General features: G+C 40.0%; 13 protein-coding genes and 1 pseudogene. 7 read left to right on the top strand and 7 right to left on the bottom strand.

From position 1 onward, the window contains the following. A partial coding sequence (locus tag FTT88_RS07090) for an Ig-like domain-containing protein (RefSeq protein WP_180172953.1) occupies window positions 1-4,360 on the bottom strand: 4,360 nt, incomplete at its 3' end. A 374-nt stretch (window positions 4,361-4,734) separates the two neighbouring features. After that, a complete protein-coding gene (locus FTT88_RS07085) occupies window positions 4,735-6,234 on the bottom strand; it encodes a sodium:proton antiporter (protein ID WP_078189922.1) in 1,500 nt (499 codons plus the stop codon). A 219-nt stretch (window positions 6,235-6,453) separates the two neighbouring features. Here FTT88_RS07085 and FTT88_RS07080 point away from each other — a divergent pair, with 219 nt between their 5' ends. Further along, complete coding sequence (locus FTT88_RS07080; RefSeq protein ID WP_180003899.1) at window positions 6,454-7,011, top strand: hypothetical protein; 558 nt, start codon at window positions 6,454-6,456, stop codon at window positions 7,009-7,011. Window positions 7,012-7,068: 57 nt separating this feature from the next. Here the strand turns inward: FTT88_RS07080 and FTT88_RS07075 are convergent, their stop codons facing one another. Both FTT88_RS07075 and FTT88_RS07070 read right to left on the bottom strand, forming a co-directional pair. Continuing rightward, entirely contained in the window at window positions 7,069-7,974 is a 906-nt protein-coding gene (locus tag FTT88_RS07075; protein WP_078193008.1) for a neutral zinc metallopeptidase, read from the bottom strand. A 46-nt stretch (window positions 7,975-8,020) separates the two neighbouring features. Then, window positions 8,021-8,947 carry a DUF808 domain-containing protein gene (locus FTT88_RS07070; RefSeq protein WP_180003898.1) on the bottom strand — a complete coding sequence of 309 codons (927 nt, stop codon included), beginning with the start codon at window positions 8,945-8,947 and terminating at the stop codon, window positions 8,021-8,023. 202 nt (window positions 8,948-9,149) lie between these two features. On the opposite strand from FTT88_RS07070, the gene trpS reads away from it, so the two are divergent. Further along, window positions 9,150-10,163: a tryptophan--tRNA ligase gene (gene trpS, locus FTT88_RS07065; RefSeq protein WP_180003897.1), complete on the top strand. Its 1,014-nt coding sequence runs from the start codon at window positions 9,150-9,152 to the stop codon at window positions 10,161-10,163. Window positions 10,164-10,519: 356 nt separating this feature from the next. Here the strand turns inward: trpS and lysS are convergent, their stop codons facing one another. Further along, window positions 10,520-12,046 (bottom strand): lysine--tRNA ligase, encoded by a 1,527-nt coding sequence (lysS, locus tag FTT88_RS07060; protein ID WP_180003896.1) that lies wholly within the window; start codon window positions 12,044-12,046, stop codon window positions 10,520-10,522. Between the two features lie 461 nt (window positions 12,047-12,507). Between lysS and FTT88_RS07055 the strand changes: the two genes are divergently transcribed. Continuing rightward, window positions 12,508-13,014: a YqiA/YcfP family alpha/beta fold hydrolase gene (locus FTT88_RS07055; RefSeq protein ID WP_078189929.1), complete on the top strand. Its 507-nt coding sequence runs from the start codon at window positions 12,508-12,510 to the stop codon at window positions 13,012-13,014. A 90-nt stretch (window positions 13,015-13,104) separates the two neighbouring features. Here the strand turns inward: FTT88_RS07055 and FTT88_RS07050 are convergent, their stop codons facing one another. Further along, the gene (locus FTT88_RS07050) at window positions 13,105-13,650 is read right to left on the bottom strand and encodes an adenine phosphoribosyltransferase (RefSeq protein ID WP_078189930.1); all 546 of its coding nucleotides are present in this window, start codon (window positions 13,648-13,650) and stop codon (window positions 13,105-13,107) included. A 527-nt stretch (window positions 13,651-14,177) separates the two neighbouring features. Between FTT88_RS07050 and rubA the strand changes: the two genes are divergently transcribed. The 4 genes from rubA to oxyR all read left to right on the top strand — a co-directional run bounded on the left by rubA (window position 14,178) and on the right by oxyR (window position 17,513). After that, complete coding sequence (gene rubA, locus FTT88_RS07045; RefSeq protein ID WP_005179369.1) at window positions 14,178-14,342, top strand: rubredoxin RubA; 165 nt, start codon at window positions 14,178-14,180, stop codon at window positions 14,340-14,342. A 78-nt stretch (window positions 14,343-14,420) separates the two neighbouring features. Beyond that, window positions 14,421-15,599: an NAD(P)/FAD-dependent oxidoreductase gene (locus FTT88_RS07040; protein WP_180003895.1), complete on the top strand. Its 1,179-nt coding sequence runs from the start codon at window positions 14,421-14,423 to the stop codon at window positions 15,597-15,599. A 58-nt stretch (window positions 15,600-15,657) separates the two neighbouring features. Beyond that, window positions 15,658-16,596, top strand: a complete 939-nt coding sequence (locus tag FTT88_RS07035) for an alpha/beta fold hydrolase (protein WP_218948613.1) — start codon at window positions 15,658-15,660, stop codon at window positions 16,594-16,596. A gap of 11 nt (window positions 16,597-16,607) precedes the next feature. Continuing rightward, window positions 16,608-17,513, top strand: a complete 906-nt coding sequence (oxyR, locus tag FTT88_RS07030; RefSeq protein WP_078189933.1) for a LysR family transcriptional regulator OxyR — start codon at window positions 16,608-16,610, stop codon at window positions 17,511-17,513. A gap of 270 nt (window positions 17,514-17,783) precedes the next feature. Here oxyR and FTT88_RS07025 read toward each other — a convergent pair. Continuing rightward, window positions 17,784-17,873: pseudogene (locus FTT88_RS07025) on the bottom strand (IS5/IS1182 family transposase); the annotation flags it as partial.

Genomic DNA, 17,873 nt, shown 5'->3' with positions numbered 1-17,873 from the left:
CACCAGAAACTTGAACATCGTCTGCATCAAAGCCAACGACTTTTTCACTGAAGCTGATTTTCACATCACCATTATCGGCAATCGTAATCGTCGCTTTTGGTGCTGTGCTATCGATACTTGCCACGCTATGTGAAGCTGTTGCTGCTTGACCGGCATTGCCTGCCGTATCGCTATAACTGCCTGCTGCAATATCGAGTTTAACGGTCGCTGCACTACCATCGTTGCCATTTGCCACGACTTTAGCAGTCCAACTACCATCGGATTGTTGTGCCAAGTCTTTGAGTTTGCCGCCAGTGACCTGTACATCGTCTGCATCAAAACCGACCACTTTTTCACTAAAGCTGATCTTCACATCACCATTGTCGGAAATCGTAATCGTTGCTTTTGGTGCTGTGCTATCGATACTTGCCACACTGTGTGAAGCTGTTGCTGCTTGACCGGCATTGCCTGCTGCATCGCTATAGCTACCTGCCGCAATATCGACTTTAACGATTGCTGCACTGCCGTCGTTGCCATTCGCCACAACTTTAGCAGTCCAACTGCCATCGGCTTGTTGTGCCAAGTCTTTGAGTTTGCCACCAGTGACCTGCACATCGTCTGCATCAAAGCCAACCACTTTTTCACTGAAGCTGATTTTCACATCACCATTATCCGCAATCGTAATCGTCGCTTTTGGTGCTGTGCTATCGATACTTGCCACGCTGTGCGAAACTGTCGCTGCTTGACCGGCATTGCCTGCCGCATCGCTATAGCCACCTGCAGCAATATCGAGTTTCACGGTCGCTGCACTACCGTCGTTGCCATTCGCCACAACTTGAGCAGTCCAACTACCATCGGCTTGTTGTGCCAAGTCTTTGAGTTTGCCACCAGAAACTTGTATATCGTCTGCATCAAAACCGACCACTTTTTCACTGAAGCTGATTTTCACATCGCCATTATCCGCAATCGTAATCGTCGCTTTTGGTGCTGTGCTATCCACAGTCACTTGGGTATTCACATCATCACTGATGTTGCCAGCTTTGTCTTTTGCATTAGCAGTAACTTGGTATGCACCATCCGTTAAATTTGCCTTAACGCTATAGCTCCAATCACCTTTCGCATCCACTGTCGCGGTACCAGTCTCGATAACATCTCCGTTCGGCTTTTTAACTGTAACCGTCACGGTAGAACCAATTTCAGTTTTGCCTTTTACATCAGGAGTTACATCACTGGTGAGTACTGCATTTTGGATTTCAATTACTGGATCAGTGATATCAATCACGAAGGTTTTAGATGCTGGGCTACTGATATTACCGGCTGCATCTTTAGATACAGCTTCAAGTACATAATAGCCTTCGAGCAATTCATTCGCTGGCGTGTAGGTCCATTTACCTGTAGCGGTGTCGAGTTTCGCTAGTCCTGAATCGATAACTTTATTATTGGCATCGCGCAGGTAAACCGTCACTTCTACACTTTTGGTCGAAGTTCCTGAGAATGTTGGCTTCGTTTGATTGGTCTGCGGAACGTTTGCAGGCACGCTTAATGTGCTGACACGAGAAAATGCTGCAGCAAAATTCGATGTACCAAATAAATCATCAATATCGACCGTCGGTAAAGTGGTATTAACCGTTCCAGTTTCTATCTGTTGATTACCCGCAGCATCAGTTGCAGTCACAGTCACTGTATAATCAGCTTCGGCAACAGGTGAATCTGGAGTAAATGTCCAAGCACCATCTTTTACCGTTGTCGTACCAGGAATATCCTTGCCATTTGAATCTTGTACTTGGACTTGAAGATTCGCATCTTCATTCACTGTACCTGTAAAATTAGGTTCTTTAAAATCGTCAATCGTGACAATTGGCGCTGTAGCATCTATTGTAAATGATGTGTCTGTGGCACGACCGGTATTACCAGCAGCATCTGTAGCAATGGCCTCAACTGAGTATTCTCCATCAATCAGGGTTTTATCAGCACGATAACTCCACTGATCACCGATGACCTTAGCATCGCCTTGATCAACAATTTTTCCATTATTATCTCTGATAACAACGCTAACGTCAGTGCCAACTTCTGTTTTACCTTTAAATGTAGGCATTGAATCCTGAGTTAAAGTTGTATCTTCAATAGATATTTCAGGATTAATCGTATCTTTTGCACCAATCACGGTTGTTGGATCAGAAGTATTTCCAGCTGCATCTTTCGCTGTCACTTTGGCAGTTTCACCATCGGTCACTGCTGGCGATACAAGGATTTCAAACTCACCTAGACTATTCGCAGTTCCTGAACCAATTAATTTGCCATTTTCATTACGAACTTCAACTTTTGCACCTGGCTCAGTTTTACCCGTTACTACCGTGCCATCTGCATTTAATGTTGCATTAGGTGCATCGGGCTTCGTAGTATCTTTTGCAGTAGCTTCTGTCGGTTCTGACTCATTGCCTGCTTTGTCTGTCACAGTGACATCAACAGTCTCACCATTGGTTAATGGATCTTTAAGTTCAACATCAAAATTGCCTGATGAATCCACTGTACCTGTGCCAATGATTTTGCCGTCTTGATCTTTCACTTCTACAATAGTACCCGGCTCACCTTTACCTGTGACATGTTCACCATCATCAGTAATCACCACATCTTTAGGCGCATCAGGTTTGGTCGTATCTTTACCACCTGTCACGGTAGTTGGATCAGAGGTATTTCCTGCTGAATCTTTCGCTGTCACTTTGGCAGTTTCACCATCGGTTACTGCAGGCGATACAGGGATTTCAAAGTCACCGAGACTGTTTGCTGTTCCTGAACCAATTAATTTGCCATTTTCATCACGAACTTCAACTTTTGCACCCGGCTCAGTTTTACCCGTTACTGCTGTGCCGTCTGCATTTAATGTTGCGTCAGGCGATGCTGGTTTTAAAGTATCTTTACCACCTGTTACGGTAGTTGGATCAGAAGTATTTCCTGCTGCATCTTTCGCTGTCACTTGGGCAGTTTCACTATCGGTTACTGCAGGTGATACAGGGATTTCAAAGTCACCGAGACTGTTTGCTGTTCCTGAACCAATTAATTTGCCATTTTCATCACGAACTTCAACTTTTGCACCCGGCTCAGTTTTACCCGTTACTACTGTGCCGTCTTCATTTAATGTTGCGTCAGGCGATGCTGGTTTTAAAGTATCCTTACCACCAGTAACGGTTGTTGGATCAGAAGTATTTCCAGCTGCATCTTTCGCTGTCACTTTGGCAGTTTCACCATCGGTCACTGCTGGCGATACAAGGATTTCAAACTCACCTAGACTATTCGCAGTTCCTGAACCAATTAATTTGCCATTTTCATCGCGCACTTCAACTTTTGCGCCCGGCTCAGTTTTACCCGTTACTACTGTGCCGTCTGCATTTAAAGTTGCATTAGGCGCATCAGGTTTGGTGGTGTCTTTTGCAGTCGCTTCTGTCGGTTCTGACTCATTGCCTACTTTATCTGTCACAGTAACATCAACAGTTTCACCATTGGTTAATGGATCTTTAAGTTCAACATCAAAATTCCCTGATGAATCCACTGTACCTGTGCCAATGATTTTGCCGTCTTGATCTTTCACTTCTACAATAGTACCCGGCTCGCCTTTACCTGTGGCGTGCTCACCATCATCGGTAACCACCACATCTTTAGGTGCATCAGGTTTGGTCGTATCTTTTGCAGTAGCTTCTGTTGGTTCTGACTCATTGCCTGCTTTATCTGTCACAGTGACATCAACGGTTTCACCATTGGTTAATGGATCTTTAAGTTCAACATCAAAATTACCTGATGAATCCACTGTGCCTGTGCCAATGACTTTGCCATCTTGATCTTTCACCTCTACCGTAGTACCCGGCTCACCTTTACCTGTGACGTGCTCACCATCATCGGTGATCACCACATCTTTAGGCGCGTCCGGTTTAGTCGTATCCTTAGAACCACCAGAAGAATCAGATCCACCACCAATAGCTGCACCCAATAAACCAGCGCCACCTGCTCCCGCAATCCACGGTAAAATTACACCTGTCAAAGAATCGTTATAAAGCAGCGGTTCAATTTCATCTAAAGGTTGATACTGAATAACATCCGCAATATCACCATTGGCTGTTGTAAATTTTGCCCAATACAATGTGCCGTCTTCATCCTCAAACACCAAACTATTATCTGGTGTCACCTCACTAAAATAGTTTTGTACAGTAATCACTTCCCCATTTTTTAAGGTGATTATTGCGTCAACACCATTCTTTGTAATTGAAGCAACATCTTCTTTCGGGATTTTGACGACGATGACAGAATTTTCGATAAGCCCCACTTGATTGGATTCAACTTGATCCAAAACTTTATGACTTTCTTTAGAAATGACAGAAATTTGCGGCATGGGTAAAACCTCATTTATTTGTATTAGGGCCGTTTTTATGTTTTTAGTTTTGTAATGAATTGTTGGTGCTTAATAATTTCTTTAATTACAACTCATTAAAAACGAATTTTTAATTGTGTGCGTTATATCACGCTTTGTATTTATTTTGCACAATTGCTTGAATATTGTATTATTTTTATCAATAGGCTCAGATTTTAGATCCATCTTTATACAAGTAATAACAAACACTTATTTGTGTGATGCAAGTCACAATAATACCGATGAATGACCAGTCATAATTTCCCCCCATTTTGATGTACCATGATGAAACATAACTATAAATAAAAAAAAGGAAATGCTTAAGCATTTCCTTTTTTAAGTCACACAAAACAGTTTTAGAAGTTTTCAGGGTTCTCCAAACGACGAACTTCTTGCACTTTTTCTGGGTTATGTACAGCAGCAACACCATCATCCGCTTTGGTATCTATTAACGCTTCTGGGTTATAAACCGTAATGGTTTCATTACCATGAATATCTTCACCCACAATATATTGGAAACCCTTTTTATTCATTTTATGGCACATTCTTTGATACCAACCTTTGAAGCCTTTGGTTTCTTCATTCGGATTGTAATAAAAAGCATTCATCACAGCAGGTAAACCTAGGCCACACACGAGCCCCGACATTAATACCGCAATAAATGTATATCCAATCAAAATACTACTGTATTCACTAAGTTCAGGAATATTGGCAACTGCAAGGATTAAGGCCAATGAAATGCCTCCACGAACCCCACCCCACGATAAAATTGCAAGACTACCGTTATAACTTTTTTTACGGAAACTCGGGAAAAATGCGAAGGATAAATAGTTTGCTGCAAAGCGCGATGCATGCAAAATAATAAACGCCACCATACCGCCTAAAATCAAGCTGATACTTAAATCTAAGATAAATAATTCAAGACCGATCAGGGTAAATAAGAAGGAATTGATGATCCCTTCCACGGTATGCCAGAAATGATTGACTTCACGAATTTCACGATCTTGAAGGATTTCTTTCCACTTATTCCCAACAATTAAACCACCAATGACGCATGCAATTGGTGCTGATGCATGTGCGAATAAAGCGACTAGATATGAACCACTTGCCAATAAAGCTGTGGTTAAAATCAAGGATTCCATTTCATGTTTACCGCGGAGTAAACGTAAAATCCCTAAGCCAAATGCCCAACCAATAATGACTGCGACAACAATTTCATATAACAGCGTTTCAAGCGTACCAATGACGGTAAAATGTTCACCTTGCAAAACATTGAGTAAAGTCATAAACACAGCAATACACATGGCATCATTAAAGAGCGATTCGCCTTCTAATTTCACCATCAAATGATGTGGCGCACGCACCGAACTTAGTACACCTTTAACCCCAATTGGGTCAGTCGCACCTAAAGCAGCACCTAATAACAACAACACTAATAAATCAACATGATGACCAATTAAGAACTGATAACCATATAAAGCAACACCAAAAAACACCGCACAGAGCACCAAGGCTATACTGGCCAAAATACTGATCGGCTTCCAATGCAAACGTAAATCGGAAACTTTAAATTTCAAGGCAGATGAGGTCAAAATAAAACAAATCACGCCATTAATTAAAAAGTCATAAAAGTCGATATGACGAACTGCCTCTTCAATATTGTGCAAATTAATCGTCACAAATTGATTGCCATTGAGCAAACTTGCACCCCATTGCAAAATAAAGACAAAAATTGCAGAAACAATAGGAACACCTATGGCTTGTGGAAAGCCCAAGATACGTTTATTAAAAATCGTGGTTGCAATCGAAAGTGCAAAAATAACGGTAAAAACCTGTAGAAAAAAATAATTTCCCATTTTGTTCCCAATTTTGGTGCTGTGTTGCCTACAGAGTGAGATATAGGTATTTTTAAAATAAATACTAAATTATTTAGTATTTAAAAATAAAATATTCTAACGAATTTTATCTAAATTCCGTGTATAAATTCAGTTTTTTTCACATCTTTTATCAAGATCATTTAACATAGCAAGCCTGCATAGATTTTATGCATTTTCATCATCTACATGATTTCTCCTATGCATCAGACTATTAAAACTGTTTTTCGACTCTTTTTTGCTGCTGTGATTTTTATCATTACTGCGGCCCTGATCCTCACTTGCTATAGTAAGACACAGGAAATTTTACGTGCTGAGCACTATTTTAGTCAGGCAAAAACGATCTCACTGGATTCAACACCCAAAGAACAATTGGTTTTGGTCTCCAATAATGAATCACCCGATCGTGCGATATTTATCATGCTGGCGAATAATGGTTATCTTGCCAAAATGAATTGTGAAAACTATGCACAAGATATTTGTCTCGATGAATTTAATCAGCAACACACCCGACAAATTCAACACCTCGATTTACTGAAAATCGGACAATTTCAATATATCCAAAATGTGAGTTTCACCAATAGCCGCACTGGACAAAAAAAACAATTACGCTATAGCGATGCCCAATTAAAACAGTTCTATCAAAACGATATTTCAGGCCTTAAATATACTGTTTTTGGCATGGCTTTATTTGCATTTGCCGCATTGTATGTCAGCTATCGTATTGTTCGAAACTTCAAATCATTTCTCAACAAATAAGCTTCAATCTATTTTTCAATGAAAAAAAGAGGATGTTTTCATCCCCTTTTTTTTGTTTTAAATGGCTTGATTAAAGGTATCGCAGCTATTGATATTGCCTGATTTTAATCCAGTCTGGAACCATTTCATACGTTGTTCGCTGGTGCCGTGCGTGAAACTGTCTGGTACCACTTGCCCAGTTGCACTTTTCTGTAAATAGTCATCACCAATCTTATGCGCAGCGTCCATCGCTTCTTCTACATCGCCCTGCTCTAAAAATTGGGTACGCTGTTGATTATGATGCGCCCAAATACCCGCAAAGCAGTCTGCTTGTAGTTCTTGCATAACCGAATAACGATTACCCTCAGCTTTAGATGCTTGCGCACGGGCCTGCTGGACTTGCTCAGAAATGCCTAAAATCGTTTGGATATGATGTCCAACTTCATGGGCAACCACATAGGCTTGCGCAAAATCACCCGCCTGATCTTGGCGACTCAATTCTGTTTGATTTTGTTCACCCGTAATGCCCATTTGCGTACGCATATCTTTAAAGAATGCAGTATCAATATAGACCTTCTGATCTGCTGGGCAATAAAACGGCCCCATTGCCGCTTGTGCTGTACCACAACCTGAATTGACCACACCATTAAACATAACCAATTTAGGCGCTTTATACTGAGCATTTAACTGTTCTTGAAAGACTTTATTCCACGTATCTTCAGTATCGGCCAAAACAGTGCCAACAAAATCCATCGCTTCTTGTTGTTCAGGTGTTGGATTATCCAAACCTTTGACTTCAGCCGTTTGACCCTGTGAAGTCACTTGTTTGGTCGCCTGATATGCTTGCTGCGGGTCTACACCAAAAAACTTCCACGCAACAAATGCCACAACCAAACCGAGAATACTGATCCCACCCGCTTTTGCACCGCCACCACCGCGACGGTCTTCTACGTTTGAACTAACTCTTCGACCTTTCCATCGCATAGTGATCTTCCTTATATAAAATAGTTGATATCCGTGCGTTTACAGATTAATCCTTTTGCGACTTTGGCCATACTTTTTGAACTAAAAATACGACGCACAGCACAATTAAACCTGCAATAAAACCTGTCACTAAATTAATTAAAGTCGGTGTTAATGCACCCACAATACTGCCAACTGTTGGAATATGTTCTGCATAATCTACAGAGCCTTCAATAAAATGGTGTAGCAAAGGTACACCATGGGTAATGATGCCACCACCCACTAAAAACATGGCAATCGTACCGACAATGGTCAATGTCTTCATTAACTTAGGTGCAAATGCCAACAAACCTTGTCCAATGGTCTTTTTGAATTGTGATGTTTGTTGAGTGAGGTAAAGTCCTAAGTCATCAATTTTGACAATCATCGCGACAAAACCATAAACACCAACGGTCATTATAATTGCAATTACCGAAAGCACCATGACCTTGGTCCCAAATGCCGCGGTTGCAACCGTACCTAATGAAATCACCACAATTTCAGCAGATAAAATAAAATCGGTACGGATAGCACCTTTGACTTTTTCTTTCTCAAAAGTCACCAAATCCGTTTCAATATGGGTCATCTCTTCACGAGCAACTTCTTCTGTTTTGGCTTTTTTATGTTGCAAACTATGCAGGACTTTTTCCACACCCTCATAGCATAAGAACAGACCACCAATCATCAAAAGCGGTGTAATCAACCAAGGCGCAACCACACTAATCAATAAAGCAGCCGGAACTAAAATTAATTTATTAACAAAAGAACCTTTGGCCACAGACCAAACAACTGGAAGTTCACGATCCGAACGGACACCACTGACTTGTTGTGCATTCAGTGCTAAATCATCTCCTAGGACACCCGCTGTTTTTTTGGCTGCCATCTTACTCATGACAGCAACGTCATCCAGCACAGTTGCAATATCATCAAGTAAGATTAATAAGCTACTCGCCATTATTTTTATCCTTTAGGCATTTTTTAATATTCTAATTCTATTTAACGCTAAAATTGTATTTAGTTTTTTAATAATTAACAAAATATTTACCCATTTTTCAGTCAATTGTGCTGTGTCAGTAACAATCAAAAATAGAATGCCGTACAATGGGGACATTCTTTGAAAATCAGCCGTAGCTTTGACTACCACTTTGGAACAGATAATGAGTACTCAAGATAATCGTCCAGTGATTTTGACTGGCGACCGTCCGACTGGACAATTACATTTAGGTCATTTTGTAGGTTCTTTACGTTCACGTGTAGGTTTACAAGATTCGCATCATCAACATCTTCTTTTAGCTGATGCTCAAGCCTTAACTGATAATGCTGATAACTTCGAAAAAGTTCGTCGCAATATTATTGAAGTCGCAACCGATTATCTTGCTGTAGGAATTGACCCGACCAAAACCACGATTTGCGTTCAATCATGCTTACCAGCATTGAATGAATTGACCATGTTATATTTGAACTTTGTGACGGTTTCTCGCTTAGAGCGTAATCCAACCATCAAATCTGAGATTCAAATGCGCGGATTTGAGCGTGACATTCCTGCCGGTTTCTTATGCTACCCAGTGGCTCAAGCTGCCGATATTACAGCGTTTAAAGCATCTGTCGTTCCTGTCGGCGAAGACCAAATTCCAATGATTGAACAAACCAATGAAATTGTTCGTCGTTTAAACCGTCAAATTGGTCGTGACGTAATTCCTGAATGTAAAGCTTTACTATCTAATGTAGGACGTCTACCAGGTTTTGATGGTAAAGCAAAAATGTCTAAATCTTTGGGCAATACTATTGTGCTTGACGCGACTGATAAAGATATCAAGAAAGCTGTTAATGCAATGTATACCGACCCAAATCATTTACGTATTGAAGATCCGGGTCAAGTGGAAGGTAACGTCGTATTTACTTACCTTGATGCATTCGATCCAGATAAAGAAGCTGTTGCAGAATTAAAAGAACACTATCGTCGTGGTGGCTTAGGCGATGGTACTGTGAAAAAGCGTCTTGAAGGTGTACTAAAAGAGCTGATCGGCCCGATCCGTGAACGCCGTTTAGAATTGCAAAAAGATCCTGACTACATCATGGATATTTTAAAAACCGGTACCGATAAATGCCGTGATATTACCCAACAAACGTTAGACGAAATTAAATCTGGACTGGGTGTATTCCACTTCTAAATTTAAAAAATTCTATAAAATTAAGCCTTTCCAATGTGAAAGGCTTTTTTATAGGCACTTTTTGTGAAGGTATTCACAAAATCTCCTTAGTTTTAACGTTAGGTAACATCACTTAACGTGAACACCAATGAAATGACTGACCGTTCACTCTATTATCTATTTATGTTTTAGGAATACCTAAATTCATAACATTTCTCCTTTACCGAACCTGTGAAAACAGATTCGTTGTTATACGCAATGAACACCCCAATCATTGCGTATTTTTTTGTCTGAAAATTGGCTAAGAAGAATTAAATATCCCCTATTGAAACAATAAAAAACCCGCATTAAGCGGGTTTTTTATTTCAAAAACTAAATTAGTTTTTATGACGCATATGAGGGAATAAGATCACTTCACGAATACTTGCAGCATTCGCAAATAACATCACCAAACGGTCAATACCAATCCCCTCACCCGCTGTAGGCGGTAAGCCGTATTCAAGCGCTTCAATGAAGTCTGCATCGTAATGCATTGCTTCATCATCGCCTGCATCTTTTTCGGCAACTTGAGCTTGGAAACGTTCAGCTTGATCAATTGGGTCATTTAACTCTGAGAAACCATTTGCCAACTCACGACCACCGATGAAGAATTCAAAACGATCGGTAATATGTGGATTATCATCATTACGACGTGCTAATGGTGAAGTTTCCGCAGGGTATTCTGTGATGAATGTCGGTTGACGAAGTTCAGTTTCAACAGTTTCTTCAAATACGATGGTTTGAAGTTTACCTAAACCAAAACCAGGTTTTACTTGCTCTTTCAGTTCATTTTTAACGAAGTTAGCAAGGAACTCACGGTCAGCCACATTTTCAGCAGTGAACGTTGGGTTGTGTTCAAGAATCGCATCAAACATCGAAATCTTCTTGAATGGACCTTTGAAGCTATACACTTCTTCACCATAAGGCACATCAGTCGAACCCAAGATGTCGATGGCCAATTTTTCAAGCATATTTTCTGTCAAAGCCATCAGGTCTTTGTAGTCTGCATATGCTTGGTAGAATTCAATCATGGTGAATTCTGGATTATGACGTGTTGATACACCCTCGTTACGGAAGTTACGGTTAATTTCGAACACGCGCTCAAAACCACCAACGACCAAACGTTTTAAATAAAGCTCAGGCGCAATACGTAAAAATAAAGGCATATCTAATGCGTTGTGGTGAGTTTCGAATGGACGCGCAGATGCACCACCCGGAATCACATGCATCATTGGTGTTTCAACTTCCATGAAACGCTCATTGCTCAAATATGAACGAATACCTGACACCACTTTTGCACGAATTTCAAAAGTTTTACGTGTTTCTTCGTTCATGATGAGGTCTAAATAACGCTTACGGTATTTAACTTCAGTATCAGTCAAACCATGGAATTTGTCTGGAAGTGGACGGAGTGATTTGGTTAAAAGCTCAAAATGTTCAATATGAACATAAAGGTCACCTTTACCAGAACGACCAATATAACCTTCAATGGCAATAATATCGCCCAAATCGAGTGCTTTAATTGTTGCAAGAACATCAGCATCCAACTCTTTACGTGGTACATAAAGCTGGATACGACCAGTCATATCTTGGATTACGATGAATGAACCACGGTTCAACATCACACGACCAGCAACTTTTACATAAACCTTTTCGCCTGCTTCAATTTCTTCTTTTGATTTTTCAGCGAATTGATCTTGTAGGTCTTGTGCATAGTGTTCACGCTTAAATGTGTTAGGCCACGGGCTAACACCTGTTTCCTTGGCGTGCTCTTTGATGTGCTCTAACTTGGCATGACGCTGTGCAATTAAATCGTTTTCGGAAATGGCTTGTTCAGAAGTCGATTGAGCGTTATGTTGCGTCATCTCTGTCTCAAATAGTTAAAAAACGGAAGTTGCATAGCATAGCAGATTTCCTTTGAATTGAGCAGTAAGCAATGCGCGCATTTTTTTAATAAGTAGAAATTTATCGAAGTAAGATGTTTTAATCGTTATACCTTCAGGTAGACATAAAACATACCTTGCAAATATGCAGTAGATAAAAATTAAATACTCAAGCTCGAAAACCTACATTTTAACGATATCAAATGAGAACTAAAAGCTTTAAAAAATACTTATAACTATCAATACATTAAAATAAATATTAATAACTTAATTCAACCTTTTAATCTATTTTCTTTAAGACTAAAGTCTTTTAAATGCCTACAAATTAGACCAAAAGCTAAATTCTCTTTTTGACAATTCTCTCTACAATGAAGTCATAAAATTGTTGAAAAATAAAATATTCAACACATCCAAAATGTCTGAAAACAGTGTGTAGAAAAACAATGACTTCCTGCTTATCGAAAATTCTGTTTTTACATGGATTGGATTCTTCCCGTGAATCCACTAAATTCCATGCCATCGATGCAAAACAAAAATTCTGCATTGAAGTGGACTATCGCAACTTAAATTTTCAAACTGTTGCTGACTTTTACCACGAGAGTATTGAAACCATTAAGCCTGATATCATCGTCGGTCATAGTCTCGGGGCATATTGGGCTTTGAAAATGTCGCTGTTTCATCGCATTCCGTGTGTAATTGCCAACCCGAGTCTGCATCCAGACTTTCGCGACGACTACCCTGCAATCAATGAAATGGATTTGGATCACGATATTCCACAAATTGCCTATATCGAACGTGGTGATGAAATCTTGGATATGTATGAAGCAGAACAACAACTCGAAGATTATATGCAAGTTCAAGTGATGGATGGCGGACACCATCGTCTACAATGCCCTGAAAATATCAATGATTTAATCCAACATCTCGAATTAAACTACTTAAAAAAATAAATCATATTAATCATAAGTAGCAACGTCGTTTTTATCAGACATAAAAAAGCCCTGTCATAGACAAGGCTTTTTACATTTTAAAGCTGACGCTTAGGCAGCATCTGCTTCAGGACGTGTTTTATCATCTAAAACCGACCAGATATTTAAACCCAAATCTTTATGCAAGTCAGGCAAATCTAAGAAAATGCTTGCGCCTAAAACTTGGTGTTTACATTTTTCAGCCAATTGTTTCACTGCACGAAGCGTACCGCCCGTCGCCAATACATCATCCACAATAATCACTTTTTGTGATTCGATTTCAGCTGACATTTCAAGACGATCTAAACCGTATTCAAGGCTGTAACCAACACCGACCACTGGTGGTGGTAATTTGCCGGCTTTACGTACTAAGACCAAACCTTTACCCGTACGCTGAGCAAGTAAGCTTGCCAAAACAAAACCACGTGCTTCAACCGCAATAAAGCTATCTACTTCTGCCAATTGCTCGGCTGGAATACTTGCAATTAGGGCATCAGTTAACGATTCGATGTTATTCATAAATAACGGCGTAAGGTCAAAGAAACAAATTCCTGGTTTTGGAAAATCTTGGACAGTACGAATGTTAGACCACAATGCCGCAGCAGTAGAATTACTCATAATAGGAGAAAATAAATTAAGAAAGGAATGTGTGAATTTTAACGCGATTTGAAAGAAAAGAACAGCTAACGCCCATCTAAAATGCATATTTAAAATACAATGAATTTGCATAAGTTATTGATTATTAATACTGTATTTATTTAAAAAATATCAAATATATATTTTCCTAATCATAAAATAAAAGATTTTAGAGATTTTTTCTGCAATACTTTAGTCTATGAAGATAGAAAAAGCGGTATTTAGAACCCAATTCACGGAAATGAATTCCAATATAGCTTTCAATAGGCATAAATATTGTCAGACAATTTTTCACAGATCTGGGGTTTTGATGATATTTATTGTCCCTCACTGCCATTCTGCTTTTAATTTCACTCATTAAACTCTTAGCCACTTTACTTTATCGTTAGAACTGCGTAAAAATTTAACATAAGAGTCTACTGTATAAGGCTAATTAACCTTAAGGTATAAACTTATACAGTTATGAAGTATTTACTGACTTAATTTTGTGTCAGTTTTTGGAGAATGGAATGAAAAAGTATCAGTGCATCGTTTGTGGATGGATTTATGACGAAGCAGAAGGCTGGCCACAAGACGGTATCGTGGCAGGAACGAAATGGGAAGATATCCCAGATGATTGGACTTGCCCAGACTGTGGCGTCTCAAAAGTAGATTTTGAAATGGTTGAAATCTAATAAATAGAATCTAAGGCCATCATCGTTATGGTCTTTTTTTTGTCTTTAAAAAAATATGAAATGTGTTTGGAGTTGAGTATGCACCCTATTGTCATTATTGGTTCTGGTATGGCGGGATATGCCGTTGCACGTGAATTTCGAAAGTTAAATACTGAACTAGAACTTATTATGATCTGTGCGGATGATGCCATTAACTACGCTAAACCGACATTATCCAATGCGCTCGTTGGTAATAAAGCTCCTGAGCAAATCCCTCTAGGGGATGCCGCAAAAATGTCGGCTCAACTCAATATGCAAATCATCAATAACAGTTGGGTTAAAGCTATCGATGCAGCAAAACATGAGCTCGCCATCGAAAGCCAAAATGGAACTCAAACACAACTGTATTCAAAACTCGTTTTAGCAGTCGGCGCAAATCCAATTCGCTTAGCTATTTCGGGTGATGGCAGTGAAGACATTCACGTCGTCAACAATTTAGATCACTACAAAGCTTTCCGTAAACAGCTTGCAGCACGTGAAGATAAACGTGTGGTGATTTTAGGGGCAGGCTTGATTGGCTGTGAATTTGCCAACGACCTCCAAAATACTGGGGCGAAAGTATCGGTGGTCGATTTAGCTCCGCAACCTTTGGGTCGCCTACTGCCGTCTCATGTTGCAGCTAAATTCCAAAGCAATTTAGAAGAAACGGGTATTCAATTCGTTTTAGGTACGACAGTCGACAAAGTGTCACGTATTGAAAATGGTGACTATCAAGTGAGCCTTGCCAATGGTCAAAGCTTAGTGGCAGATGTTGTGTTGTCTGCGATTGGTCTACAGCCTGAGATTAACTTAGCAAAACAAGCCGGCATTCACACCAGCCGCGGTGTATTAACCAATAAAGGCTTAGAAACCAACTTGGCAGATATCTATGCTGTCGGTGACTGTGCTGAAGTTAATGGTACCCTTCTGCCATACGTGATGCCGATCATGCAACAAGCACGTGCTTTGGCAAAAACCCTCAATGGTGAACATACCGCTGTGCATTATCCAGCCATGCCTGTAGCTGTTAAAACACCTGCTGCACCTTTAACTGTCCTTCCTGCGCCAATTGATGTCGAAACCCAATGGGAAACAGAAGAGCTTGAAGATGGCATGATTGCCCGTGCGATCGATCAAGATGGCGTATTACGTGGATTTGTACTGCTCGGTGCAACTGCTGGGAAGCAACGCTTAACTTTGACTAAGCAGGTTCCGGACTTGATTCCCGCTTCAGTTTAAGGTTTAAATACAAGGACGTCCTGATAATAATAGACGTCCTTTTTAAAGGAAAATAACAATGAATAGTGCCCTTCAGTTTAATATTTCACCTTATGCCTCTTTTATGCATGAAACTCGCGTTGAGTTAGGCAATGGCATTGAACTTCATGTCGAGGTGGGTGGTCATCCTGAAGATCCTGCAATCTTATTGATTATGGGACTCGGCGCACAAATGTTGTATTGGCCCGATTTCTTTTGTAAGTCCCTAATAGACCAAGGTTACCGTGTTATTCGCTTTGATAATCGTGATATAGGTCTATCCAGTAAAATTCGTAACCCAGGTCCACGTCTCAACACCTTTAAATTGATGGGACGTTTTGCCTTAGGTCTAGAGAATCAAGGTGCGCCCTATGATCTCTATGATATGGCAGACGATGTTGCACTGTTAATTGATCGTATGGGACTGGATAAAGTCCATATTTTAGGCGCTTCGATGGGCGGCATGATTGCTCAAATCGTGGCGGCACGCTATCCAGATAAAGTGCACAACTTAAGCTTACTTTTTACCAGTAACATCCACCCCTTACTTCCACCGCCATTTCCAAAGCAATTATTTAGTCTAATTGAAAAACCTGAATCTAACGATGAAGATGGCATTATTAACCATAGTCTGAAAGTTTTTAATATTATAGGCTCTCCAGGCTATATTAATCAGCTTGAAGCGATACAAACTGCACGTAAACTCTATAAACGGAGTTATTACCCAGCGGGTGTACTTCAACAGTTTTTAGCAATATTATGTACAGGTTCCCTGCTGCAGTTGGATAAACAAATTCAGCATAAAACCATTGTGGTTCATGGAGCTCGTGACCGTTTGCTGCCGCCAAGCCATGGTAAGGCCGTTGCAAAGGCTATTTCAGGTGCTAAATTTGAATTAATTGATGGAATGGGGCATGATATCCCACCGCATTTTATTCCATATCTTAGCGGTTTGTTTGCTGATCACTTTAAATCATAAATTAGGACACTATGGCTGCATTACCATCCTTAAGACAGCTGTCATATCTAGTAACACTGTCAGAAACGCTACACTTTACTGAAGCTGCGCGTCGTTCTTTTGTCACCCAGTCTACTTTGTCTGGCGGGATCATGGAACTTGAGCGTTTACTAGGTGGCGTATTGGTAGAACGCGACCGTCAAAACGTGCGTTTAACTCCTCTTGGTGAACAAGTTGTCGGAAGAGCTCGAGTTCTATTGGCAGATGCGCAAGACCTAATGCGTTTAAGTCGTGAAATGAGCGAACCTCTAACGGGTGATTTACATCTAGGGGTCATTCCTACTATTGCGCCATTTTTACTTGCACCATTATTAGAAGAAGTGCATAAGCAACTACCAAAAATTCAATTGCATTTACATGAAGCACAAAGTGAAAAAATTGTTGAGAAACTCGAGCACGGTAATCTAGATATCGTATTACTTGCTCTTCCTTTCGATACACGTAGCTTGAAAGTTGCAGAAGTAAACAAAGAAAAATTGTTCTTGGTGTACAACAAAGCTGACCAAAATGCAGCTCAAGCAAAATCGTTAGACGACTTAGATTTATCTCGTTTAATGTTGCTTGAAGAAGGCCATTGCTTACGTGATCATGCTTTGAGTGCTTGCCCAATTGGTGAGCGTAAAAATGACCATCGTTTAAAAGCAAGCTCATTGCCAACTTTGGTTGAAATGGTTTCCGCAGATTTAGGCTTTACCTTATTGCCTGAAATTGCAGTTCATACCAATATGATCAAAGCCAATGAAGATTTGGCTGTGAAAGAAATAGAAGCTAGTCCTACACGCACATTAGCATTGGTAACGCGTAAAAGTACGCCGCTTCAAAGTGAATTTGATGTATTGCTTCAAATCTTGCAGAAAATCACCAGTAATCTGCACTAATTCAATCCATGAATATTAAAGAGAGCCCTGTGCTCTCTTTTTTATTTTGCAGAAATGAATAATCCAGAAATAATAATATTGAGATGAATTTAAAATTGAAAATAAAAATATAGTATCTAGAAAAAAGAAAAGGCTAACCCAAATAGGTAGCCTGATAAGGTAATATATGACTTGATGTATATCTCAATTCATCGCCTCGATAATATCTTCACACTAGCCAGATAAGTAAGAAGATTAGGGTGTGTTGACATTTACAGCCGATAAATTGAGCTAAAGAGGCAACCATATAAATATACAAGCTAAAGCAACAGCGCTTTGATAGTTACGTTTTAGCTTATCGTATCTTGTGGCAATTCCTCT

It is taken from the genome of Acinetobacter sp. YH01024 (genome assembly GCF_013420195.1).
Lineage (GTDB): Bacteria > Pseudomonadota > Gammaproteobacteria > Pseudomonadales > Moraxellaceae > Acinetobacter > Acinetobacter amyesii.
This window is presented reverse-complemented; position numbering and strand designations above follow the sequence as displayed.

Coding starts and splice junctions, on each gene's coding strand:
- FTT88_RS07085 (WP_078189922.1), bottom strand. CDS start 6,234: ATGGGAAATTATTTTTTTCTACAGGTTTTTACCGTTATTTTTGCACTT.
- FTT88_RS07080 (WP_180003899.1), top strand. CDS start 6,454: ATGCATCAGACTATTAAAACTGTTTTTCGACTCTTTTTTGCTGCTGTG.
- FTT88_RS07075 (WP_078193008.1), bottom strand. CDS start 7,974: ATGCGATGGAAAGGTCGAAGAGTTAGTTCAAACGTAGAAGACCGTCGC.
- FTT88_RS07070 (WP_180003898.1), bottom strand. CDS start 8,947: ATGGCGAGTAGCTTATTAATCTTACTTGATGATATTGCAACTGTGCTG.
- trpS (WP_180003897.1), top strand. CDS start 9,150: ATGAGTACTCAAGATAATCGTCCAGTGATTTTGACTGGCGACCGTCCG.
- lysS (WP_180003896.1), bottom strand. CDS start 12,046: ATGACGCAACATAACGCTCAATCGACTTCTGAACAAGCCATTTCCGAA.
- FTT88_RS07055 (WP_078189929.1), top strand. CDS start 12,508: ATGACTTCCTGCTTATCGAAAATTCTGTTTTTACATGGATTGGATTCT.
- FTT88_RS07050 (WP_078189930.1), bottom strand. CDS start 13,650: ATGAGTAATTCTACTGCTGCGGCATTGTGGTCTAACATTCGTACTGTC.
- rubA (WP_005179369.1), top strand. CDS start 14,178: ATGAAAAAGTATCAGTGCATCGTTTGTGGATGGATTTATGACGAAGCA.
- FTT88_RS07040 (WP_180003895.1), top strand. CDS start 14,421: ATGCACCCTATTGTCATTATTGGTTCTGGTATGGCGGGATATGCCGTT.
- FTT88_RS07035 (WP_218948613.1), top strand. CDS start 15,658: ATGAATAGTGCCCTTCAGTTTAATATTTCACCTTATGCCTCTTTTATG.
- oxyR (WP_078189933.1), top strand. CDS start 16,608: ATGGCTGCATTACCATCCTTAAGACAGCTGTCATATCTAGTAACACTG.